19 protein-coding genes are annotated in these 21,831 nt (G+C 61.4%); 13 read left to right on the top strand and 6 right to left on the bottom strand.

Annotation, left to right across the window (positions count from 1 at the left end; genetic code table 11):
• Nucleotides 1–11 precede the first annotated feature (11 nt).
• Complete coding sequence (gene cytX, locus ACR52_RS18745) at nucleotides 12–1,301, top strand: putative hydroxymethylpyrimidine transporter CytX (protein ID WP_048727624.1); 1,290 nt, start codon at nucleotides 12–14, stop codon at nucleotides 1,299–1,301.
• On the opposite strand, the gene ACR52_RS18740 is transcribed toward cytX, so the two are convergent.
• On the bottom strand, nucleotides 1,270–2,016 hold the full coding sequence (locus ACR52_RS18740) for an RsiV family protein (protein ID WP_048727622.1): 747 nt from the start codon (nucleotides 2,014–2,016) through the stop codon (nucleotides 1,270–1,272). The genes cytX and ACR52_RS18740 overlap by 32 nt on opposite strands.
• Nucleotides 2,017–2,266: 250 nt before the next feature.
• On the opposite strand from ACR52_RS18740, the gene ACR52_RS18735 reads away from it, so the two are divergent.
• The 8 genes from ACR52_RS18735 (at nucleotide 2,267) to ACR52_RS18700 (ending at nucleotide 11,180) form a co-directional block, all read left to right on the top strand.
• Complete coding sequence (locus ACR52_RS18735; RefSeq protein WP_048727620.1) at nucleotides 2,267–2,884, top strand: NUDIX domain-containing protein; 618 nt, start codon at nucleotides 2,267–2,269, stop codon at nucleotides 2,882–2,884.
• Complete coding sequence (locus ACR52_RS18730) at nucleotides 2,875–3,324, top strand: DUF1249 domain-containing protein (protein WP_048727616.1); 450 nt, start codon at nucleotides 2,875–2,877, stop codon at nucleotides 3,322–3,324. The genes ACR52_RS18735 and ACR52_RS18730 overlap by 10 nt, the downstream gene beginning before the upstream one ends.
• 99 nt (nucleotides 3,325–3,423) lie before the next feature.
• Nucleotides 3,424–4,239: a 3',5'-cyclic-AMP phosphodiesterase gene (gene cpdA / locus ACR52_RS18725; RefSeq protein WP_048727613.1), complete on the top strand. Its 816-nt coding sequence runs from the start codon at nucleotides 3,424–3,426 to the stop codon at nucleotides 4,237–4,239.
• 155 nt (nucleotides 4,240–4,394) lie between these two features.
• Nucleotides 4,395–5,003, top strand: a complete 609-nt coding sequence (locus ACR52_RS18720; protein WP_048727612.1) for a YqiA/YcfP family alpha/beta fold hydrolase — start codon at nucleotides 4,395–4,397, stop codon at nucleotides 5,001–5,003.
• 54 nt (nucleotides 5,004–5,057) lie between these two features.
• On the top strand, nucleotides 5,058–6,962 hold the full coding sequence (gene parE / locus ACR52_RS18715) for a DNA topoisomerase IV subunit B (protein ID WP_048727609.1): 1,905 nt from the start codon (nucleotides 5,058–5,060) through the stop codon (nucleotides 6,960–6,962).
• A complete protein-coding gene (locus ACR52_RS18710; protein WP_048727606.1) occupies nucleotides 6,962–7,957 on the top strand; it encodes an esterase-like activity of phytase family protein in 996 nt (331 codons plus the stop codon). Before parE ends, ACR52_RS18710 begins: the two co-directional genes overlap by 1 nt.
• 73 nt (nucleotides 7,958–8,030) lie before the next feature.
• On the top strand, nucleotides 8,031–10,295 hold the full coding sequence (parC, locus tag ACR52_RS18705; protein WP_048727603.1) for a DNA topoisomerase IV subunit A: 2,265 nt from the start codon (nucleotides 8,031–8,033) through the stop codon (nucleotides 10,293–10,295).
• 174 nt (nucleotides 10,296–10,469) lie between these two features.
• The gene (locus tag ACR52_RS18700) at nucleotides 10,470–11,180 is read left to right on the top strand and encodes a PqiC family protein (RefSeq protein ID WP_048727600.1); all 711 of its coding nucleotides are present in this window, start codon (nucleotides 10,470–10,472) and stop codon (nucleotides 11,178–11,180) included.
• A 191-nt stretch (nucleotides 11,181–11,371) separates the two neighbouring features.
• Here ACR52_RS18700 and ACR52_RS18695 read toward each other — a convergent pair whose 3' ends face one another.
• The gene (locus ACR52_RS18695; protein WP_048727598.1) at nucleotides 11,372–12,901 is read right to left on the bottom strand and encodes an AhpA/YtjB family protein; all 1,530 of its coding nucleotides are present in this window, start codon (nucleotides 12,899–12,901) and stop codon (nucleotides 11,372–11,374) included.
• Between the two features lie 134 nt (nucleotides 12,902–13,035).
• Here ACR52_RS18695 and serB point away from each other — a divergent pair, with 134 nt between their 5' ends.
• A complete protein-coding gene (serB, locus tag ACR52_RS18690; RefSeq protein ID WP_048727596.1) occupies nucleotides 13,036–14,250 on the top strand; it encodes a phosphoserine phosphatase SerB in 1,215 nt (404 codons plus the stop codon).
• Between the two features lie 130 nt (nucleotides 14,251–14,380).
• On the opposite strand, the gene asd is transcribed toward serB, so the two are convergent.
• Genes asd through ACR52_RS18675 form a run of 3 tightly spaced genes read right to left on the bottom strand, consistent with a single transcriptional unit; the run spans nucleotide 14,381 to nucleotide 17,666 of the window.
• Nucleotides 14,381–15,241 (bottom strand): archaetidylserine decarboxylase, encoded by an 861-nt coding sequence (gene asd, locus ACR52_RS18685; protein ID WP_048727595.1) that lies wholly within the window; start codon nucleotides 15,239–15,241, stop codon nucleotides 14,381–14,383.
• 16 nt (nucleotides 15,242–15,257) lie between these two features.
• On the bottom strand, nucleotides 15,258–16,073 hold the full coding sequence (locus tag ACR52_RS18680; RefSeq protein ID WP_048727593.1) for a rhodanese-like domain-containing protein: 816 nt from the start codon (nucleotides 16,071–16,073) through the stop codon (nucleotides 15,258–15,260).
• Nucleotides 16,074–16,130: 57 nt separating this feature from the next.
• Nucleotides 16,131–17,666: an HDOD domain-containing protein gene (locus ACR52_RS18675; RefSeq protein ID WP_048727591.1), complete on the bottom strand. Its 1,536-nt coding sequence runs from the start codon at nucleotides 17,664–17,666 to the stop codon at nucleotides 16,131–16,133.
• A 166-nt stretch (nucleotides 17,667–17,832) separates the two neighbouring features.
• On the opposite strand from ACR52_RS18675, the gene motA reads away from it, so the two are divergent.
• Nucleotides 17,833–18,684: a flagellar motor stator protein MotA gene (gene motA / locus ACR52_RS18670; RefSeq protein ID WP_048727588.1), complete on the top strand. Its 852-nt coding sequence runs from the start codon at nucleotides 17,833–17,835 to the stop codon at nucleotides 18,682–18,684.
• Between the two features lie 3 nt (nucleotides 18,685–18,687).
• Nucleotides 18,688–19,707, top strand: a complete 1,020-nt coding sequence (motB, locus tag ACR52_RS18665; RefSeq protein WP_048727585.1) for a flagellar motor protein MotB — start codon at nucleotides 18,688–18,690, stop codon at nucleotides 19,705–19,707.
• A gap of 198 nt (nucleotides 19,708–19,905) precedes the next feature.
• On the opposite strand, the gene rsgA is transcribed toward motB, so the two are convergent.
• Nucleotides 19,906–20,937 (bottom strand): small ribosomal subunit biogenesis GTPase RsgA, encoded by a 1,032-nt coding sequence (gene rsgA / locus ACR52_RS18660; protein ID WP_048727582.1) that lies wholly within the window; start codon nucleotides 20,935–20,937, stop codon nucleotides 19,906–19,908.
• Between the two features lie 108 nt (nucleotides 20,938–21,045).
• Between rsgA and orn the strand changes: the two genes are divergently transcribed.
• A complete protein-coding gene (orn, locus tag ACR52_RS18655) occupies nucleotides 21,046–21,588 on the top strand; it encodes an oligoribonuclease (protein ID WP_003171343.1) in 543 nt (180 codons plus the stop codon).
• The last annotated feature ends 243 nt before the right edge of the window (nucleotides 21,589–21,831 follow it).

Below are 21,831 nucleotides of genomic sequence, written 5' to 3'. Positions count from 1 at the left end.
AGATAACACCCTTGAACATTCAACCCAGCACGTACTCGCCTGATATAGCCGTGCCGAGTGACAAACGCGTCTTCGGCGCCCGCGACCTGTTCTCCCTGTGGTTCTCCCTCGGCATCGGCCTGATGGTCCTGCAGACCGGCGCACTGCTCGCGCCCGGCCTGGGATTGTCCGGCTCATTACTGGCGATTTTCCTCGGCACCCTGGTGGGTGTGCTGTTGCTGGCCGCCGTCGGCGTGATCGGCAGCGACACTGGCCTGTCCGCCATGGCCGCCCTCAAGCTCAGCCTCGGCACCCAAGGCGCGAGCCTGCCGGCATTGCTCAACCTGCTGCAGCTGATCGGTTGGGGCTCGTTCGAAATCATCGTGATGCGCGACGCCGCCAGCCTGTTGGGCACGCGGGCGTTCAGCGACGGCAGCCTGCTGGCCAGCCCCTTGCTGTGGACGCTGTTCTTCGGTGGCCTGGCGACCCTGCTGGCGGTCAGTGGCCCGCTAACGTTCGTACGGCAGATCCTGCGCAAATGGGGCATCTGGCTGCTGCTCGCCGCCTGCCTGTGGCTGACCTGGAACCTGTTCGCCAAGGCCGACCTCGCCGCGCTATGGGCTCAGGCCGGTGACGGTTCGATGCCGTTCGCCGTGGGCTTCGATATCGCCATCGCCATGCCGCTGTCCTGGCTGCCGCTGATTGCCGATTACTCACGCTTCGGCAAGCGCGCTAAAAGCGTGTTCGGCGGTACGGCGCTGGGTTTCTTTATCGGTAACTTTTGGCTGATGAGCCTGGGCGTGGCCTACACCCTGGCGTTCGCGCCGAGCGGTGAAGTGAATGCGTTGTTGCTGGCATTGGCCGGAGCTGGCCTGGGGATTCCGCTGTTGCTGATCTTGCTGGACGAATCGGAAAACGCCTTCGCCGATATTCACTCGGCGGCGGTGTCCAGCGGGATTCTATTGCGCTTGAAAGTCGAGCATCTGGCCTTGGCCATCGGTGTGCTCTGCACCCTGATCGCCTGCTTTGCGCCGTTGGCGCAGTACCAGAACTTCCTGCTGCTGATCGGCTCTGTGTTTGCGCCGCTGTTCGGCGTGGTGCTGGTGGATCACTTTATCCTGCGCCGCCGTGGCCAGGGCACGCTCGCCAATCTGCGCTGGCCGGCGCTGCTGGCCTGGCTGGGTGGTATCGGCACTTACCACCTGCTGGCCAACCTGTATCCGGATGTCGGCGCAACCCTGCCGGCACTGGTGCTGGCAGGGCTGTTGCAGTTCATTCTGGGCCGGGCTTTCAGCGGCGCGCGGGCACGAGTTCAGGCTTGAGGATGCCTTCTAGGCGTGAGTAGGGAATCTGCAACTCGACGTGGCCTAGGGCGTACGGCGCGATGGTGGTAGTGGGGTATTTGAGGATCACGCCACCATAGGTCAGCGCCACGTTCGGGGTTTTCTGGAACGGGTAGCTTTTTACGAAGTCCGCTTCCAGGCTCAGGCGTGTGCTGATCAGCCAGCTGTTGTGGGCGACCTGGGCCGCTTTCCAGAAGGCGTCTTCCTTGCCGGGCAGCAGCATGTCGGTCAGCGAAAGGGCTTTTTGCTGCTGGCGTGAATAGTTGATGAACGCGCGGCCCGGCTCACCATGGGTTGCACCCTGGTCCAGGTAGCTGGACAACTCGATGATCACCAAGCCGTCATGCTGCTCGCGTACCTTGGCCTGCAAGTACATGCTGTTTCGCGGGGCTGCGGTGCTCAGGAATTGCTCGCGGTAAGTCGCAAGGCTCGACGGCAGCGGGCTGCTCGGCGTGGTGCGGGTCATTTCCAGCAGGCGCTGTTCGATCAAGGCGTCCAGCTTGGGCTCTTTGGCAAAGTGCACCGTGTCGATATTCACCAGTGGGCAATCGGCGCTGGCGCAGCCCGGCTTGCTTTGCTCGGAGGCGTCGCGGGTGGCTTCCAGCGGGGCGCGGTAGCTGGGCTGGAACAGGCTCTGGCAAGCGCCGAGGGTCAATGCGATACACGCCACGGAGGCGATTTTTAAAAGCGACATGTATGTTCTTCGTCCATCGATAAGAGCGAAATTTGTGGAGCTTCGACTACCGGCAGGGCAGTCAGTTCGCCACTAAGCTGAATAGGGGTCCATTCTCAATTAGTTTCCCCTGCGCGGTGGGGAAGCTAATGGAGAACGCCCCCTGCGAGTTTGACGCCCGCCGTCTATCCCGGCAACCGGAAAGGGGCTGCATCAACGGGCAGGAGCGCGTTAGGATGGCGCCAACTGCACGGCCATTACGAGGAAGAATATGACGGACATTGCGAAATCGACGCCGAGCATCATCGAAATTGTTCAGCGTGACAATGCCTACAAGGGCTTCTACAAGCTCGATCGCGTGCAACTGCGCCACGAGAAATTCGACGGCGGCATGAGCCGTGTGATCAATCGCGAAGTGTTCGTGCGTCACGACGCCGTGTGCGTGCTGCCCTACGACCCACAGCGCGATGAAGTGGTGCTGATCGAACAGTTTCGCGTTGGCGCCATGGGCCGCACCGACAACCCATGGTTGATAGAGATGGTCGCCGGGCTTATCGACAAGGATGAAGAACCGGAGGAGGTTGCACACCGCGAAGCCGAGGAGGAAGCTGGGCTGACGTTCTCTGCGCTGTGGCCGATCACTCAATATTTCCCGTCTCCCGGTGGCAGTACCGAATTTGTGCACTTGTTCCTCGGCCGTTGCGACAGCTCGGGAGCCGGTGGCGTCCATGGACTGGAAGAAGAGGCAGAAGATATCCGCGTCACCGTATGGTCATTCGAAGATGCCCTGCAAGCGGTGCGCGACGGTAAAATTTCCAACGCAGCCAGCATCATCGCCCTGCAATGGCTTGCGCTTAATCGCGCGGAAGTGAGGGGGTTATGGCAGTAAAGGCACGGGAACGTTATCGAGTCGACCTGATCGGGCTGCAGGCAGCGTGCGAGGCCAACTATGCGCGGCTGATGCGCCTGCTCCCGGACATGCGCTACACCCCCGAGGCGCGGCGCATCGGCGTGACCCATGGCGACCAGATGCTCGGCGTGCTGGCCCTGGAAGTCATCGTCAACTGCCCGTACACCACCACCCTGCGCGTGCGCCAGGAACACAGCCTGCCGTGGCTGCCGGTGCCGCAGCTGGAAGTGCAGGTGTACCACGATGCGCGAATGGCCGAAGTGATCAGCGCCGAACATGCACGACGCTTTCGCAGCATCTATCCTTACCCGAATGTGTTCATGCACCAGCCCGATGAGAAAGCACAGCTCAATGTGTTCCTCGGTGAATGGTTGAGTCACTGCCTGGCCCTGGGCCATGAGTTTGAAGTCGTGCGGTAGATGTGAACTGCGTCTGCTTCCTCAGGTTTCCTCTTTGCGTCCTGTCCCAGCATAATCGCGCCAAACGTCCATTTCCTGTGATTGCCTTGGGAGAGCGCCTTGCCGAGCGTATCCACCTTGAACCCTGATGCGCCGGTGATGCTGGTGCAACTGTCCGACAGCCACCTGTTCGCCGAGGCCGACGGTACGCTGCTGGGCATGAACACCCGCGAAAGCTTGCAGCGCGTGATCGAACTGGTGCGCGCGCAGCAGCCGCGGATCGATTTACTGCTGGCCACGGGGGATTTGTCCCAGGACGGCACGCTGGAGTCCTACGAGCAGTTTCGCCATATGACCGGGAAAATTCCGGCCCCGGCGCGCTGGATTCCCGGCAATCACGACGAACCGCAGGTCATGGCTCACGCAGCTGTGCACAGCGACTTGCTGGAACCGGTGGTCGATGTCGGCAACTGGCGGGTCACCCTGCTGGATTCTGCCGTACCGGGCTCGGTGCCGGGGTATCTGCAAGACAAACAACTGCAGGTGCTGGCCCAGGCCTTGAGCGAAGCGCCGCATCGCCATCATCTGGTGTGCTTTCACCATCACCCGGTGTCCATTGGTTGTGCGTGGATGGAGCCCATTGGCCTGCGTAATCCGGAGGCGTTGTTTGCTGTGCTTGACCGCTTCCCGCAGGTCCGTGCGGTGCTCTGGGGTCATGTGCACCAGGAGATCGACCGCGAGCGCAACGGCGTGCGGCTGTTGGCATCGCCGTCCACCTGCATCCAGTTCGCGCCGGGCAGCGAGGATTTCAAGGTCAGCGAGCAGGCGCCGGGCTATCGCTGGCTGCACCTGCATGCCGACGGGCGGTTGGAAACCGGGGTAGAGCGGGTCACTGGCTTTGCCTTTACCGTGGATTACGGTAGCAACGGCTATTAAAGGCTGTAAACACAGGCCAAACGGTAGGAGCTGGCAGGCCCCCCTCCCACATTCGATCCGCTTTGTCTGGTAAACCACGTTCGGCGGTAACCCTGCTCACATCGCTCTTATTCCCTGTAAACTGCGCCCTTTTGGCGCAAGCATGGAGAGTCGGCATGTCCGCTTCGATCCTGTATATCCACGGTTTCAACAGCGCGCCCGCGTCAAACAAGGCCTCCCTGCTGATCAACGTGATGAACACCCTCGGCCTGGCCGACCAACTGCGCGTGCCGGCCCTGCATCACCACCCCCGCCAGGCGATCCCGCAGTTGGAGGCGGCCATCAGCGAACTGGGGCGGCCACTGCTGGTAGGCAGCTCACTCGGCGGCTACTATGCAACCCATCTTGCCGAACGCCATGGCCTCAAGGCGCTGCTGGTCAACCCGGCGGTCAGCCCACATCGGATGTTCGACGGTTACCTGGGCACCCAGAAGAACCTCTACACCGATGAAACCTGGGAATTGACCCACGACCACGTCACGGCGCTGGCCGAGCTGGAAGTACCGGCTCCCCAGGAAGCCGCGCGTTATCAGGTGTGGTTGCAGACCGGGGACGAAACCCTGGACTATCGCCTCGCCCAGCAGTATTACCGGGCCTGTGCCTTGCGCATCCAGGCCGGTGGCGACCATGGTTACCAGGGATTCGCCCGGCAATTGCCAGCGCTGCTCGGCTTTGCCGGCATTGGCGCAGATCAGTATCAATCCTTCGATTTCGCGGCACTGTAATTGCCTTGGAAACCGCAGGTTACTTTTTAATCGAACGACTCACGACGAGACCCCATGGCCACTCCCAGCGCTAGCTCTTATAACGCCGACGCCATCGAAGTCCTCTCGGGCCTCGACCCGGTGCGCAAACGCCCCGGCATGTACACCGACACCAGTCGGCCGAACCACCTCGCCCAGGAAGTTATCGACAACAGCGTCGACGAAGCCTTGGCCGGGCACGCCAAGTCGGTGCATGTCATTCTTCACGCTGACCACTCCCTTGAAGTGTCCGACGATGGTCGCGGCATGCCGGTGGACATTCACCCGGAAGAGGGCGTGTCGGGCGTCGAGTTGATCCTCACCAAGCTGCACGCCGGTGGCAAGTTCTCCAACAAGAACTACCAGTTCTCCGGTGGCTTGCACGGTGTGGGTATTTCGGTCGTTAACGCCCTGTCGACCCTGGTGCGGGTCAAGGTCAAGCGCGACGGCAACGAGTACGAGATGACTTTCGCCGATGGCTACAAAGCCACCGACCTGGCAGTGATCGGTACCGTTGGCAAACGCAACACCGGCACCAGCGTGTACTTCGCCCCGGACCCGAAATACTTCGATTCGCCGAAATTCTCCATCAGTCGCCTCAAGCACGTGCTCAAGGCCAAGGCTGTGCTGTGCCCGGGCCTGCTCGTCACCTTTGAAGACAAAGGCACCGGCGAGAAGGTCGAGTGGCATTACGAAGACGGTCTGCGCTCCTACCTGGAAGACTCCGTCAGCGACTTCGAACGACTGCCCAACGAGCCGTTCTGCGGCAGCCTGGCCGGTAATAAAGAAGCCATCGACTGGGCGCTGCTGTGGTTGCCCGAAGGCGGCGACAGCGTGCAGGAAAGCTACGTCAACCTGATCCCCACCGCTCAGGGCGGCACCCACGTCAACGGGCTGCGCCAAGGCCTGCTGGATGCCATGCGCGAATTCTGCGAATACCGCAGCCTGCTGCCGCGCGGCGTGAAGCTGGCGCCGGAAGACGTGTGGGAGCGCATCGCGTTCGTACTGTCGATGAAGATGCAGGAGCCGCAATTCTCCGGCCAGACCAAAGAGCGCCTGTCGTCCCGCGAGGCGGCGGCGTTTGTCTCTGGCGTGGTCAAGGATGCCTTCAGCCTGTGGCTCAACGAGCACCCGGAACTGGGCCTTGCCCTGGCCGAACTGGCGATCAACAACGCCGGTCGTCGTTTGAAGGCCAGCAAGAAGGTCGAACGCAAGCGCATCACGGCGGGCCCTGCACTGCCGGGCAAGCTGGCCGACTGCGCCGGGCAGGATCCAATGCGTTCCGAACTGTTCCTGGTGGAAGGTGATTCCGCCGGCGGTTCCGCCAAACAAGCGCGGGACAAGGAGTTCCAGGCGATCCTGCCGTTGCGCGGCAAGATCCTCAACACTTGGGAAGTCGATGGCAGCGAAGTCCTGGCCAGCCAGGAAGTGCACAACATTGCCGTGGCCATCGGCGTCGACCCGGGCGCGGCGGACATTAGCCAATTGCGCTACGGCAAGATCTGCATCCTCGCCGACGCCGACTCCGACGGCCTGCACATCGCGACCCTGCTGTGCGCGCTGTTTGTGCAGCACTTCCGCCCGTTGGTGGATGCCGGCCACGTCTACGTCGCCATGCCACCGCTGTACCGAATCGACCTGGGCAAGGAGATTTTCTACGCGCTGGACGAAGCCGAGCGCGATGGCATCCTTGACCGCCTGGTGGCCGAGAAGAAACGCGGCAAGCCACAGGTCACGCGATTCAAGGGCCTGGGTGAGATGAACCCGCCGCAACTGCGCGAAACCACCATGGACCCGAACACTCGGCGCCTCGTGCAGTTGACCCTGGACGATTTTGCCGCCACGTCGGAAATGATGGACATGCTGCTGGCGAAAAAGCGTGCCCCGGACCGCAAGTCCTGGCTGGAATCCAAAGGCAACCTCGCCGAGGTGTTGGGCTGATGCGCACAGGTTTCGCCCTGGCGATCCTGATGTTGAGCGGGTTGGCAGCCACCCCAGTGGTCGCCGCGCCCGTGGCTGAGCTCAAGCTTGTGTCCGAGCACCCGGTGGACGGGATGCGCGGCGGCAATTTGTCGGGCCTGGCCCTGTGTGGCAAGGAGCTGTGGACGGTTTCTGATCGCGATGACGACCAGATCTACCGTCTGGATATCAGCGCTCCGACCTGGAAGGCCGAAACGGTGAAGATCGACGTGCCGCCCGTGCCTGAGTCTGGTTTGCCCTGGGGCTTACGGTCGCGCACCAAGGCCGCTTCGTTCGTTCGTGGTGGCGACCTGGATTTTGAAGGCATCAGCTGCGATGCCGCCGGTAATCGCTACATTGTCAGCGAAGCTCATGCCGCAGTACTGCAAGTGCCGGCGACCGGCGCACCTGAATGGTTGAAGATCGCTCCCGGCATGGTCCGTGAAGCCCGCGCCAGCGGAATGCTGCTGCACTTCAATGCCTTGTTTGAAGGCTTGGCGGTGAATCCCGAGGGCAATCAAATCTGGCTGGCGGCGGAGCGAGAGCGACGCGGGCTGATTTCCATCAAGCGCCCGCAAACCCTGTGGGATTGCGATGGCCCTTGCGTGTTGCTGAGCGAGGCCGGCCAGGAAGTGCAGCCCGCCCAGTTCACCAACGGCAAGGCCGTGTCCAAGGATTTTGCCGACCTGGCCCTGTTCAACGGCAAGCTGTTTACCCTGGAGCGCAATGCGTTCCAGATTTGCCGGCGCGATGCGGTGACGGCCAAGATTGAGCTGTGCTGGTCGTTTGCCGACGAAACCCTCACGCCGAACCGCCGTTATGCCCAGCTGTACGGCCTGGCCGAGGCACTGGTAATAGACGCTGACGGAGCGTGGCTGGGCCTCGACAATAATTTCGGCCCGCGCGCCGACGGTGAAAAACGCCCGATGGTCTATCGTTTCGCCGCCCCGGCCAGTGGCTGGAGTGCCCAGCCATGAGCTTTCCAACTTTTGAATTGAATCAGCGCAGCGGCATTTCCGCTGCGCCTCACCCAACATTGATGAGGCCCGCATGAGTGACATCCTCGCAGACAGCTTAGATGGCGTAGAACGCCGGTCGCTGGCTGACTTCACCGAAAGTGCCTACCTCAACTACTCCATGTACGTGATCATGGACCGTGCCTTGCCGCATATTGGCGACGGCCTGAAGCCTGTGCAGCGGCGCATTATCTACGCCATGAGTGAGTTGGGGCTGGACGCCGATTCCAAGCACAAGAAGTCGGCGCGTACCGTCGGTGACGTGCTCGGTAAGTTCCACCCCCACGGCGACTCGGCGTGCTACGAAGCCATGGTGCTGATGGCCCAGCCGTTCAGCTACCGCTACACGCTGGTGGACGGCCAGGGTAACTGGGGCGCGCCGGATGATCCCAAGTCCTTCGCCGCCATGCGTTACACCGAGGCGCGCCTGTCGCGTTATTCCGAAGTGCTGCTCAGCGAGCTGGGCCAGGGCACCGCGAACTGGGGCCCGAACTTCGACGGCACCCTCGACGAACCTTTGGTGTTGCCGGCACGTTTGCCGAACATCCTGCTCAATGGCACCACCGGTATTGCGGTCGGCATGGCCACTGACGTGCCGCCGCACAACCTGCGGGAAGTCGCCTCGGCCTGTGTGCGCTTGCTGGATGAGCCCAAAGCCACGGTCGAGCAGCTCTGCGAGCACATCCAGGGTCCGGATTACCCGACCGAAGCGGAAATCATCACGCCGCGCGCCGACCTGCTGAAGATGTACGAGACCGGCAAGGGCTCGGTGCGCATGCGCGCCGTTTACCAGATTGAAGATGGCGACATTATTGTCACCGCGCTGCCGCACCAGGTGTCTGGCGCCAAGGTGTTGGAGCAGATTGCCGCGATGATGCAGGCAAAGCCGTCGAAACTGCCGCAAGTTGCCGACCTGCGTGATGAGTCCGACCACGAAAACCCATGCCGCATCGTGATCATCCCGACCAATAGCCGGGTCGATCACGAGGTGTTGATGCAGCATCTGTTTGCCAGCACCGACCTTGAGTCCAGCTACCGGGTCAACGTCAACATCATTGGCCTGGACGGCAAGCCGCAGCTGAAAAACCTGCGCAACCTGCTGGTGGAGTGGCTGGAGTTCCGGGTACAGACCGTGCGTCGCCGCCTGCAATTCCGCCTCGATAAGGTCGAGCGCCGCCTGCACCTGTTGGACGGTTTGCTGATTGCCTACCTCAACCTGGATGAGGTGATCCACATCATCCGTACCGCCGAGCACCCGAAAGCCGAGCTGATCGCGCGTTTCGAGCTGAGCGAGATCCAGGCTGACTACATCCTCGACACCCGATTGCGCCAGTTGGCGCGACTGGAAGAAATGAAGCTGCGCGACGAACAGGACGCGTTGCTCAAGGAGCAAGCCAAGCTGCAAGCGCTGCTGGGCAGCGAAACCAAGCTCAAGAAGCTGGTGCGCACAGAGTTGATCAAAGACGCGGAAACCTATGGCGACGACCGCCGCTCGCCTATCGTCGAGCGCACCGAAGCCAAGGCCCTGACAGAAACCGAGCTGCTGCCAAACGAGAAAATTACTGTCGTTCTGTCGGAAAAGGGTTGGGTTCGTTCTGCCAAGGGGCATGATATTGATGCCACAGGTCTGTCGTACAAGGCCGGTGACGGTTTCAAAACCTCTGCGGCCGGGCGTTCCAACCAGTTTGCGGTGTTTATCGACTCCACGGGGCGCAGTTACTCGGTGCCGGCCCACACCTTGCCGTCCGCACGGGGCCAGGGCGAGCCGTTGACCGGGCGCCTGACGCCGCCACCGGGCGCGAATTTTGAATGCGTGCTGCTGCCGGACGACGACTCGCTGTACGTGATCGCTTCCGACGCCGGTTACGGTTTTGTGGTCAAGGGTGAAGACCTGCTGGCCAAGAACAAGGCGGGCAAGGCGCTGTTGAGCCTGCCGAACAACGCCAAGGTGATCCTGCCGCGAACAGTCGAAAACCGCGAAAGCAATTGGCTGGCGTCGGTGACTACCGAAGGGCGCTTGTTGGTGTTCAAGATCAGCGATTTGCCGCAGTTGGGCAAAGGCAAGGGTAACAAGATCATTGGCATTCCCGGCGAGCGGGTGGCCAGTCGCGAAGAGTACGTGACCGACATCGCCGTGGTCCCGGAAGGCTCTACGCTGGTGCTCCAGGCCGGTAAGCGCACGTTGTCATTACGCCCTGATGACCTTGAACACTACAAGGGCGAGCGTGGTCGACGTGGTAATAAACTGCCTCGCGGATTCCAGCGGGTGGACGCTTTGTTGGTGGAAACGCCGGTTTAAGGCGGATTAGAGCCCTCGATCTACGATTTAGCGCGTAGATCGACGCTTTGGCGCTGGAGTCATGGCGCATATTCACGGATGATATGGCCTTTCCAGCGCCGGCGTGGCCGAGCGTGTTTAGGTTATTTTTAAGTATTACATTGTGGTTCGCCTTGTGGCAGCCACCTGGATGGGATGATGACTGCTCCACGCCTTCCTTTATTTTTCATGCTCGCTGGCCTTCTGGGGCTGGCGGGTTGCAGCACACACAAGCCTGTGTCGCTGTACCAGCTGGACAGCGGAAGTCCGGTTCAACCAGCACAAGCCGCAGGTATGTCGGTTTTATTGGGGCCGGTGGTCGTGGCTGATTACCTGCAACGCGAAACCCTGCTGCAACGTCAGAACGACGGTAGCCTGCAAGGTTCCCTTGATGGTCGTTGGGCCGGCAGTTTGTCGTCCGATATCAATCAGTTGATGTTGCGTCAGGTCGCCGGGCAGCTGGACAGCCAGCGTGTGGTCCTGGCGCCCGCGCCAACCGGCTTCACCCCGGATGTGCAGGTGTTGCTGACGATTACCCGGCTTGATTCCGGCAAGTCGCAACCGGCGATCCTCGATGCGCAGTGGCGCTTGATCGATCGTCGCGGCCAGGTGCGCGATAACCGCATCGTGCACCTGCAGGAAGAGCACACCGGCACCACCGCGTCCCAGGTCCAGGCCCAGGGTGTGCTGTTGCAGCACTTGGCGCAGCAGTTGTCGGTGGCCCTCAAACCATTGGCCAACCAGCCGCCAATCGCCGAGGCACCGCGCAAGCAAGCCCCGGTACAAGCCAAGCCGGTAACCCCGGAAAAACCGAAGATGCCGATGGCGGCGCCGATTCGTACAGATATGGAAGTGTTCAGGTTCTGATCTGAATCGCCGAAACAAAAAAGGCCCGCTGAGTAAGCGGGCCTTTTTGTTGGGTTGAGATATGAGTCGCACCACAGGTCAAATGTGGGAGGGGGCTTGCTCCCGATAACTGTGCGTCAGTCAATGCATGTGCTGACTGATACCCCGCTATCGGGAGCAAGCCCCCCTCCCACATTGTCCGCGGTCGTTCTTTAGGGCTTCACACGGGTCTCGTGCATCCGCGCCAACTGTCGCTCCAGCATCGACGGGTAAGGTTCCATCAACCGCTCCACACAGCTGGCCCCCTCCGGGCTGGCAATCGGGCGGATGCGTGCGCGTTGGCGGATCAGCGTGTCTTCGCTGATCTTGCGCTCCACCAGCAGCAGGTTGCGGCTGTGTTGGGACAAGGCCAGGGCGTCCTGGGCGATCTCGGTCAGCAGCAGGTCGATCTGGCTCATGCCGAACAGATCGTCACCCACCGTCAGGCCCAGTTGCAGTTGCAGCGTAATGCCGCTGTCGGCTACTTCTATCTGCAACTCATGGCCCAGGGCCCGCAGCAGTTCGCCGCAGCAAATGGCGTTGGTCAGGTAGTCTTCGCCGCTGTCTTCGCTGTGGAACAGCATCAGCGTGCTGCCGTCGTTCAGGGTGTGCAGCTCGCTCTGGTAGAGCGAGGCGGCCTGGTCGAGGCAATCGCGGTAGCGTTCCAGCAATTCCGTCAGGCGGGCACGGGGCAGGCGGCGCAGTTGGTCCTGGGCGCCCAGTTGCACGGCCAGTACGGCGCTGTGCTGGGGTTCGGTGTTCTTCGCGGGGACAGGCTTTGGCGCGACGGCCGGGCTGGCCGAGGTATCGCGCAGGTCGGCGAACGGGTCTTCGTCGTCCAAATCGTCTTCTTCGGCCTGGATTACGTGGCGCGGCGCGGGCTTCAGGCCAGCCACCGGCGGACTTTCGTCAAAACCTGGGTCGCGCAGGTTGCGGACTTCAAATTCGGGTTCGTCGTCGTAATCGGTGTCGTCGTACTCGGGCTCGGGTTCAACCTCGGGCACGACCGGTTCAGGGGCGAAGCTGGCGTGGAGCTGGCGCGCGAGGTCGCCGATTTCATCCTGGCGGTCGGTGGCCGGGGTGTGTTCGTCGATATCCCGAAGCCAGATGCGCAGTTGCATCAAGGGCGTGGAGATATGCCGCCCCAGGCGCAGGCTCAAGGCCAGGGCCAATGCCAGCAGGATCGCGCTGAGGATGCCCATGCTCTGCAGGCTGATAGTCATCGGCTGCTGAAATTGCTGCATATCGAGGCTGATGCGCAGTTGGCCTGCCTTCACATCCTGAAACGTGATATTGCTCTGATACAGACCTTCTGCCTCACCGAGCAGGCCGTTTTTCGGGCGCTGCCCGGCTTCGGCCATGATTCGGTTATCCACGCTATAGATAGCGGCGTGAGCCACCAGCGGGTTCTTGGTCAGGTTATTGAGCAGCACGTTGAGGCTGAGGATGTCGTTGGACACCAACAGCTCAGTCGCCGAGGTGGCGGTCTGGGTGGTCAGGCTCTCGCCCAGGGCGTCGGCTTGCTCGTGCATGGCCTGCTTGAACTGCAAACCCATCACGCAGGCGTAGATCACCAGGGCCAGAGCGACCAGGATCACGTTATGGCTGGCGATGCGTAATGCGATCGGTACACGGCGGTGGCGCAGTGCCCGGAAGATCAGCAGGAAGAAGTTATCGGTTTTTACTGGCGTAGGCCGGTTCACTTGAGCTCGGCTCTTTAGTCCGTGAAGTTGACGCGCAGTATAGCGACAGGCCCAAGACCGGCAAAGCGCTGGCTGTGCCCGATGGTCACTGAAAGTGGGTAGAATGCGGTTTTTTTCCAGCCTGGGGGTGCGCTTTGCGCGAAATTGTCCTGATTAACATCACTGGGGAAGACCGCCCAGGTCTCACCGCAGCCATTACCGGTGTTCTGGCCCAGGGTGGCGTGAACATTCTCGACATCGGCCAGGCGGTGATCCACGACACCCTGTCGTTCGGGATCCTGGTGGAAATCCCGAGTACCGAACAAGCTTCGTCGGTGCTCAAGGACATCCTGTTTACTGCCTACAAGCTGGATCAGCAGGTGCGTTTCACCCCGGTGTCCGAAGAGGACTACCAGCATTGGGTCGACGGCCAGGGCAAAAAGCGCCATATCGTCACGCTGTTGACCCGCAAGGTCACAGCTGAGCAGTTGCAGCGCGTCAGCTCGATTACCGCGCAATACGGTTTGAATATCGACCATATCGACCGCCTGTCGGGGCGCATGCCTTTGGACACGCCGGCCGACAAGGGCAAGGGTTGCATCGAGTTCTCTGTGCGCGGCGAACCGGCTGACCCGCAAGCCTTGCGCGCCGAATTCCTCAGCGTGGCCCAGGAGCTGAATGTCGATATCGCCTTTCAGGAAGATTCGCTGTTCCGTCGCAATCGCCGCCTGGCGGTGTTCGACATGGACTCGACGCTGATCGAGGCTGAAGTCATCGACGAACTGGCCAAGGCGGCCGGTGTGGGTGAGCAAGTGTCCGAGATCACTGAACGTGCGATGGCCGGTGAACTGGATTTTCGCGCCAGCTTCAAGGAGCGCCTGGCGCTGCTCAAGGGGCTGGATGTGAGCGTGCTGGATTCCATCGGCGCGTCGCTGCGCCTGACCGAAGGCGCCGAAACGCTGTTCGCCGAACTCAAGCGCCTGGGCTACAAGACCGCGATCCTGTCGGGCGGCTTTACCTACTTCGCCAAGCAATTGCAGGCCAAATTGGGCATCGACTACGTGTTCGCCAACGAGCTGGAAGTCGTGGATGGCAAGGTGACCGGTGTGGCCGTGGAGCCGATTGTCGACGCACAGCGCAAGGCGGATCTACTGAAGGAATTGGCCCACAAGGAAGGGTTGCGTCTGGAGCAGACCATTGCGGTCGGTGACGGTGCCAATGACTTGCCGATGCTGGCGATTGCCGGGCTGGGTGTGGCATTCCGCGCCAAGCCGTTGGTCAAGCAATCGGCCAAGCAGGCGATTTCGACCTTGGGGTTGGATGGCGTGTTGTACCTGCTGGGCTTTCGCGACCGCGACGGACAGCTGTAACCCGATCTCCGATCGTTCCCACGCTCTGCGTGGGAATGCGTCCTGTGACGCTCCGCGTCGCGACCTTCAAGAGCGGACGCAGAGCGCCTAGGGCGGCATTCCCACGCAGAGCGTGGGAACGATCAATGTGTCAGTCCTTCGGTGACCCGATACCCTGGCCCATCTGCACCGGCGAACCTGCCACCAGCTCTTGCGCCCAGTTCACCTGATCCGGCCCGAACAGCACGATTGCGGTCGAACCCAACTTGAAGCGACCCAGCTCCGCACCTTTCTCCAGGTGAATCGGCGCACGGGCAGCTTCGTCGTAACGCACGGTTTTCAGCTCGCGTTTCGGCGGCGTGACCAATCCGGCCCATACGGTTTCAATCGAAGCGACGATCATTGCGCCTACCAACACCACGGCCATCGGCCCGCGTTCGGTGTCGAACAGGCAGACAACACGCTCGTTACGTGCAAACAGTTCCGGCACGTTTTCGGCAGTGGTCTGGTTCACCGAGAAAATTCGGCCAGGCACATAAACCATCTCACGCAAGGTGCCCGCCAGAGGCATATGCACCCGATGGTAATCCTTCGGCGACAGGTAGATGGTGGCAAAGTCGCCGCCCATGAACGGCGCAGCCACGGCCGCATCACCGCCCAGCAACTCCAGCACGCTGAAGCTGTGGCCTTTGGCCTGGAACACGCGACCATGTTCGATTGGGCCGAGCTGGCTGACCGCCCCATCGGCCGGGCTGAGTACCGCGCCAGGGGTCTGGTCCAGCGGGCGGGCGCCGTCTTTCAAGGCGCGGGTGAAGAAGGCGTTGAAGTGCTCGTAGGCGGTCACGTCTTCCACCAGGGCCTGGGACATGTCCACTTGATAGCGCTTGGCAAACCAGGTGGTGAAGGCGTTTTTGAACCAGCGCACGCGGCACTCGGCAATGCAGCCGGCCAACCGCGACAGCAGGTGGTGTGGCAGCAAGTATTGGCTGAGGATAAACAACTGCTTTTTCATTTACTGTCCTTAAACCTTAAATCTCAACGGGGGTGTCGGGGTGGTTGCCCCATTCGCCCCAGGAACCAGCATAACCTTTGACTCGCGGATAACCGAGCGCCTTGGCCACCAGGTAGGTGAAGCCAGAGCGGTGGTGAGTCTGGCAGTGAGTGATGATTTCTTTGTCTTTGGTCAACCCGAGGTCTTCGAGGATCTGCGGCATGTCACGGCGGATGCGTAGGTTGCGTGCCTTGTCCATACCGGCGGTCCATTCGAAATTCACTGCGCCGGGGATGTGACCGCCCTTGGCGGCGAGGACCTTGTCGCCGGAATATTCCAGCGGGCCGCGCGCGTCCCAGATACCCAGGTCGGCAGCGCCGAGACGGCTTTGCAAGTACTCGCGAGTGGCCGTTGGGCCCTCGTGCAGCGTGAGGCTTACGGGGCCGCCGACCGAGGCGGGCACTTCGGTGGAAACCGGGTGCTTGTCTGCCAGCCACGCCAGCAGGCCGCCGTCGAGGTAGTGGTATTTCTGGTGGCCGATCACGTCGAGCAACCAGATGAATCGCCCGGCCCAGCCGCCGCCTTCGTCGTCGTAGACCACGTAGGTAGCGTCGGGTGTGTGGCCCAGTTCGCCGAACAGTTTTTCCAGGTCGGCCTTGTTGGGCAGCAGGCCGGGGGCCGGCGGCAGGCCCAGTTGGGTGCGCTTGGGGTCAACGAAATGCGCGCCGGGGATATGCCCTTCGGCGTAGCGGGCGGCACTGGTGAGGTCCACCAGAATCAGGTGTTCGGCATCCAGTTGACCGAGCAGGTCGCTGGATTCGATCACCAGCGGCAAGCCAGAGAAGTCAGGCATGTGAGGTCTCCTGGGCACAAATGTTGGCGATAAAGGACGGCGATTGTAGCGCAAGCATCAGGCGCTGCGGTTGGTAAAGCAGTGCAGGGCTTTCTCGATGCATTGGGCGGTTTTGCCGAAAGCTTGCACAGTGGTTTCCGAGAACGGCCCGCCGCCCTGGTCGGCAACCATCAGCATCACCACCTTGCCGTTGCAGCTCAGCGAGCGCAGCAGCAGATGCTCGCCGGTGAACAGGCGGCGCAGGATCGGCGGCAACAATGCCGAGAACTGCGCATGGTTGTCGGGCGTGAGGCGCACCTGGGCTGACTTTTCCAGCAGGCGTTGCAGCAACGTGCTGTTGACCACGTCCAGGCTCAAATGCGCAGCGTCTTTCGGCAGGCCGTCGGCTTGATGGACGCGTAAGGTGCTCAGGGTGCGATCCGCCATGAACAGCAATACCCGCTGCATGCCGCTGGCCACCAGGGCTTCTTTGGCGCAGGTGGTCATGTGCATCGCGTTGGCAAAGCGGCTCGGTTCAACCAGCAATTCGGTGCAGCGCTTGCGCCACAGGGCGAGGGCTTCGGCGGTGGGCGGCGGCGCGGGCAGCAGGCCGCGATGGATCTTTTGCACATGCCAGGGCCAGAGCAGCGACAGCGCAGGGTGCCAAAGGTCGGGCATCAAGGTGGAGCGGGCGCTGGTCACGGCTTGCTGGTGAACCTGTTGTTGCACGTCGCCCAGCGGCTGTTGCAGGTACAGCGCGGTGAGGTATTGCCAGCGTTCGGTATGCGGGCAGGTCCAGGATTCCTGGGCCGACATCGCCAGGCCGTTGGCCAGCAGCACGGTGTTCGCCGGCTGGTTCAGCCAGCGACGCAGATTGGGTTCGGCATCGAGTAATTGCTGGTGGCGCAGCGCATCATCTTCGCGGGCGATGTGCAGCGCCTTGACCAGCAAACGCTGTTCTTTGAGCAGCAGGTTGTAGCCCTGTGATACCCAGATCGGCAGGTGCCAGGCTTCGGTCAAGCCGAGGCACAGGTCCAGCAGGCGTACGCCGAACAATTCCTGCTCGACCCTGCGCGCCGATTCGCCTTTGTGGATAACCCGCAGTTCCCATTCTTCCAGGAGCTTGGGGTAGGCTACCGCCATCGGCCACAGGGGTGACAGAAACAGCAGGCTGCCCCAGTGAATGTCTTGCCACAACCGCGCCAGGCGGCTGGCGAACAAGCCGCTGGCTTGCTGCGATGCGTGCTGGCTCACCAGCAGCAATTGACGCAACGCCACAGGGATCTCGTGGGCCGGCACCGAGGGCAGGCGCGCCAACAGTTCTTCGGCACGTTTGAGGCCCAGGCGGTTGAGCGCCACTTCGAGGTTTTCCGCCGGTTCCGTCAGGCTGCCATGGGTGTGGCTGTTGGCCTCGCGCATCACGCTGAGCACCAGCGCCGGGCTGTTGTGCATCAGCTCGGCAATATCCCGTAATGAGCTGCGGCTATCGCGAATGGCTTTGCACACACGTTCGTGGCTGGCCTGGGGAACGGGCAGCAGCACGTCGTCCAGACGCTTGATCCAAGCGGCGAGTGAGATAGGTCTTACAGATGGGACGTTCGTTTCATTAGCCATAAGGGGGCGCGATCATCACTTGCGGTCAACACGCCCAGAGCGGGCCGAACTGGCTTTTCGCCTTAACGGGCTATAGTCTGGCGCAGTTTTGCCGATAAGTAGAACAAGAGTTTTTCAGTTGCACCCAATATGTCCATGAACCCGACGGCGCAAGTACAGATCCCCTATGGCTAAAATTATCGGCATCATCGTCGTCTTCGCAAGCGTGCTCGGCGGGTACGTCCTGTCCCACGGCAAGATTGCTGCCTTGATCCAGCCCTTCGAAGTGCTGATTATTGGCGGTGCCGCGTTTGGCGCATTCTTGCAGGCCAACCCCGGCTACATGACCATGCATGTGATCAAGAAGTCGCTTGGCATGTTCAGCTCGCGCTTCTCCCACACCTTCTACCTGGAGGTTCTGGGCCTGGTCTACGAGATCCTCAACAAGAGCCGCCGTGAAGGCATGATGGCCATCGAAGGCGACATCGAAGACGCCTCGGCCAGCCCGATTTTCGCCAAGTACCCGGCCGTGCTCAAAGATGAGCGCATGACCGCCTATATCTGTGATTACCTGCGCATCATGTCCTCCGGCAACATGGCTCCCCACGAGCTGGAAGGCCTGTTCGACATGGAGCTGTTCAGCCTCAAGGAAGAGCTGGAGCATCCTTCCCACGCCGTGACCGGCATCGCCGACGGCATGCCTGGTTTCGGTATCGTTGCGGCGGTACTCGGTATCGTGGTGACCATGGCTTCCCTGGGCGAAGGCGACCAGGCGGCCATCGGCATGCACGTTGGTGCGGCCCTGGTAGGTACCTTCTTCGGTATTCTCGCGGCCTACGGTTTCTTCGGCCCATTGGCCACCTCCCTGGCACATGATGCCAAGGAAGAGATCAACCTTTACGAAGCCATCAAGGCCAGCCTGGTCGCTTCGGCGTCCGGCATGCCGCCATCGCTGGCCGTGGAGTTCGGTCGCAAGGTGCTGTACCCGAAACATCGCCCGAGTTTTGCCGAGCTGGAACAAGCGGTTCGCGGTCGCTAAGCCATGGAAAACAACCAGCCGATAATCATCAAGCGCGTCAAGCGCTTCGCTGCGGGGCACCATGGTGGCGCCTGGAAAATCGCCTTCGCAGACTTTGCGACGGCGATGATGGCGTTTTTTCTGGTGCTGTGGCTGATGTCCACCGCCACCCCCGAGCAGAAAATCGCCATCGCCGGTTACTTCAAAGACCCGATTGGCTTCTCGGAAAGCGGCACGCCCTTTGTGATCGACTTGGGCGGCTCGCCGCAGTTGGCGCCTGAGCGTACCATCAACCCCGAGGTCAAGACCGAATCGCCCCAGGAAAACATTCCGATCGAGCGCGAAACAGTCGAGAGCATGGCCGAACAGGTCGAGCAGGAACGCCTTGAATTGTTGCTGCAGGAATTGCAGACCAAGGTTGACGAAAACCCGCAACTGATGAAATTCAAGGATCAGATTTCGTTCGAGATCACGCCCGATGGTTTGCGCATCCAGATCACAGACGCCGCTAACCGGCCGATGTTCGACTCCGGCAGTGCACGCTTGAAGCCTTACTTTGAAGACATCCTGCTGGCCATGGCCGATACCATCAAGGCGGTGCCTAACAAGATCAGCGTCAGCGGCCACACCGACGCCAAGCCGTATGCGGGCCAGGGCGACTTCGGCAACTGGGAACTCTCGGCCAACCGCGCCAACGCCGCCCGCCGTGCGCTGGTGGCCGGCAGCTACCCGGACCCTCAAGTGGCGCGGGTGGTGGGTTTTGCTTCTTCGCAGCTGTTTGATCCGAAGGAACCGTTCAATCCAATCAATCGCCGGATCGACATCGTCGTGCTGACCAAAAAGGCCCAGCGCGCGATTGAAGGTGATCAGCCGCCGCCACCGCAACCGACCCAGGGTGTAGGTGCGCCAGGCGAAGTGCCGGCCGATCCGAACGCCATACCACCGGGGCAGGAGCCGTTGCCGGCGCATGAGCTGCGGCAGAAGCTGAACCTGTTTGATGATGGTGGGGTGAAGGATCCTACGGTGCCGGCGACGGGGTCGTAGCTGACAGCAAGCCCCTATGGTGAGCGGGCTTCTGTGGCGAGCGGGCTTGTCGAATCGTCGCACCGCCCGCGTTGGGCTGCGCAGCAGGCCCAAAACCTGATAGCGCGGTTTTTGCCTGCAAGAAATGCGGCTGTTGGAACGGGGCTGCTACGCAGCCCAACGCGGGGCAAGCCCGCTCGCCACAGTGTTGTGTGCGGCTTAGTAACTGCTTTCGGGCAAGCTCGCAATAATCGATCGATAGCTGTTCATCCGCTGCTGCTGCACGCGGCCATCTTCCAGCGCCTTGAGCAAGGCACAACCCGGTTCGCGGTCGTGTTTGCAGTCGCGGAAACGGCAGGTGCCGATCAGGTCGTTGAACTCGATAAAGCCCGCTTCCACATCGCTGCGGCTGACGTGGCCCAAGCCGAATTCACGAATACCAGGGGAGTCGATCAGCTCACCGCCGCCGGGGAAGTGAAACAACCGTGCAGTGGTCGTAGTGTGAGTGCCCTGGCCGGACAGCTCCGACAGCGGGCCCACACGCGTTTCAACTTCCGGCAGCAGGCTGTTGACCAGCGATGACTTGCCCACGCCAGACTGGCCGACAAACACGCTGATGCGGCCATCCAACTGCTGTTGCAGCTGTTCCATGCCATTGCCGTGATGGGCCGAGACCTCCAGCACCGGGTAGCCCAGGGTGCGGTAGACCGCCAGCAGTGCGTTAAGCGCCGGGGCGTTCTGCTCGTCGATCAGGTCGAATTTGTTCAGCAGCAACAGCGGGCGAATGCCGGCATGCTCGGCCGCGACCAAATAGCGGTCGATCAGGTTGGCATGCGGTTCCGGCAGCGGCGCGAACACGATGACGATCATGTCGACGTTGGCCGCTACCGGCTTGAGTTGGCCGCGGCTGTCAGGGCGGCGCAGCTCGGTGGTGCGTGGCAACTGGGCGACGATGACGCCGATGCCCTGGTTGCCGGCACGCCACACGACCTTGTCGCCGGTGACCAGCGCAGGCAGGTTGGCGCGCAAGTGGCAGCGGAACACTTGGCCTGCGAGTTCGCCTTCCAGCGCCTCGACTTCGACCTGCACACCAAAGTGCGCGATCACTAGGCCCGTTTGTTCGGGACCCAGGTCACCGCCCTCAAGCGCTTCCACTGCGGAGGATTCACGTTTGGCGGCGCGTGCGGCGCGTTCACCCTGAATCTTTTCGATGCGCCAGTTTTGGCGACGATTGAGCTGGCGTTTGGCCATTGGTGTTCCGTGTCGATAATGCAAAGGTTAGGTAAAACGGTCGCGAGTCTAGCACGCCGCTGCCTGCTAAACTGCGCAGCTAAGCCAAGGTGCCAAGAGAATCAAGCCATGCAAAACCCACAGAACCTGATTTGGATCGATCTGGAAATGACCGGTCTGAACCCCGACACCGACGTCATCATCGAGATGGCGACCATTGTCACCGATAGCAACCTCAACACCTTGGCTGAAGGTCCGGTGATCGCCATCCATCACAGCGACGCGGTGCTCGCCACCATGGACGAGTGGAACACCCGCACCCACGGCAACTCCGGCCTGACCCAGCGCGTGCGCGACAGCCGCATCAGCATGGCCGAAGCCGAAGCCGAAACCATCGCCTTCCTGGAAAAATGGGTGCCCAAGGGCAAGTCGCCGATCTGCGGCAACAGCATCTGCCAGGACCGGCGCTTCCTTTATACCCACATGAAGGGGCTGGAAAGCTACTTTCACTACCGCAACCTGGACGTGTCCACGTTGAAAGAGCTGGCTGCGCGCTGGGCGCCGGAAGTGAAAGATAGTTTCCATAAAGGCAGCACCCATTTGGCCCTGGATGACATCCGAGAGTCGATCGCCGAGCTGCAGCATTACCGCAAGCATTTCATCAAGGCTTGATCCGGTTTCTTGTTATAGATCGCTCCCACGCTCCGCGTGGGAGTGCAGCCCAGGACGCTCTGCGTCCCAAGGTTTGACGCAGAGCGTCACAAGAGGCATTCCCACGCGGAGCGTGGGAACGATCTATCCGGTTTCTTGTGATCTGGCGAGTAGTGGCGAGCGGGCTTGTTGTGATGAGCAGGCTTGTTGTGGCGAGCGGGCTTGCCCCGCGTTGGGCTGCGAAGCGGCCCTAATACTGCCAAC

Source organism: Pseudomonas fildesensis, assembly GCF_001050345.1.
In the GTDB taxonomy this organism is placed as follows: domain Bacteria; phylum Pseudomonadota; class Gammaproteobacteria; order Pseudomonadales; family Pseudomonadaceae; genus Aquipseudomonas; species Aquipseudomonas fildesensis.
Note: the sequence above shows the minus strand (reverse complement) of the source record. Positions and strands in the feature narration are given on the sequence as shown.

What these genes read in the sequence shown, in the direction of transcription:
- ACR52_RS18740 (WP_048727622.1), bottom strand. Translation starts at nt 2,016, where the DNA reads ATGTCGCTTTTAAAAATCGCCTCCGTGGCGTGTATCGCATTGACCCTC.
- ACR52_RS18735 (WP_048727620.1), top strand. Translation starts at nt 2,267, where the DNA reads ATGACGGACATTGCGAAATCGACGCCGAGCATCATCGAAATTGTTCAG.
- ACR52_RS18730 (WP_048727616.1), top strand. Translation starts at nt 2,875, where the DNA reads ATGGCAGTAAAGGCACGGGAACGTTATCGAGTCGACCTGATCGGGCTG.
- ACR52_RS18720 (WP_048727612.1), top strand. Translation starts at nt 4,395, where the DNA reads ATGTCCGCTTCGATCCTGTATATCCACGGTTTCAACAGCGCGCCCGCG.
- parE (WP_048727609.1), top strand. Translation starts at nt 5,058, where the DNA reads ATGGCCACTCCCAGCGCTAGCTCTTATAACGCCGACGCCATCGAAGTC.
- ACR52_RS18710 (WP_048727606.1), top strand. Translation starts at nt 6,962, where the DNA reads ATGCGCACAGGTTTCGCCCTGGCGATCCTGATGTTGAGCGGGTTGGCA.
- parC (WP_048727603.1), top strand. Translation starts at nt 8,031, where the DNA reads ATGAGTGACATCCTCGCAGACAGCTTAGATGGCGTAGAACGCCGGTCG.
- ACR52_RS18700 (WP_048727600.1), top strand. Translation starts at nt 10,470, where the DNA reads ATGATGACTGCTCCACGCCTTCCTTTATTTTTCATGCTCGCTGGCCTT.
- asd (WP_048727595.1), bottom strand. Translation starts at nt 15,241, where the DNA reads ATGAAAAAGCAGTTGTTTATCCTCAGCCAATACTTGCTGCCACACCAC.
- ACR52_RS18680 (WP_048727593.1), bottom strand. Translation starts at nt 16,073, where the DNA reads ATGCCTGACTTCTCTGGCTTGCCGCTGGTGATCGAATCCAGCGACCTG.
- ACR52_RS18675 (WP_048727591.1), bottom strand. Translation starts at nt 17,666, where the DNA reads ATGGCTAATGAAACGAACGTCCCATCTGTAAGACCTATCTCACTCGCC.
- motA (WP_048727588.1), top strand. Translation starts at nt 17,833, where the DNA reads ATGGCTAAAATTATCGGCATCATCGTCGTCTTCGCAAGCGTGCTCGGC.
- motB (WP_048727585.1), top strand. Translation starts at nt 18,688, where the DNA reads ATGGAAAACAACCAGCCGATAATCATCAAGCGCGTCAAGCGCTTCGCT.
- rsgA (WP_048727582.1), bottom strand. Translation starts at nt 20,937, where the DNA reads ATGGCCAAACGCCAGCTCAATCGTCGCCAAAACTGGCGCATCGAAAAG.
- orn (WP_003171343.1), top strand. Translation starts at nt 21,046, where the DNA reads ATGCAAAACCCACAGAACCTGATTTGGATCGATCTGGAAATGACCGGT.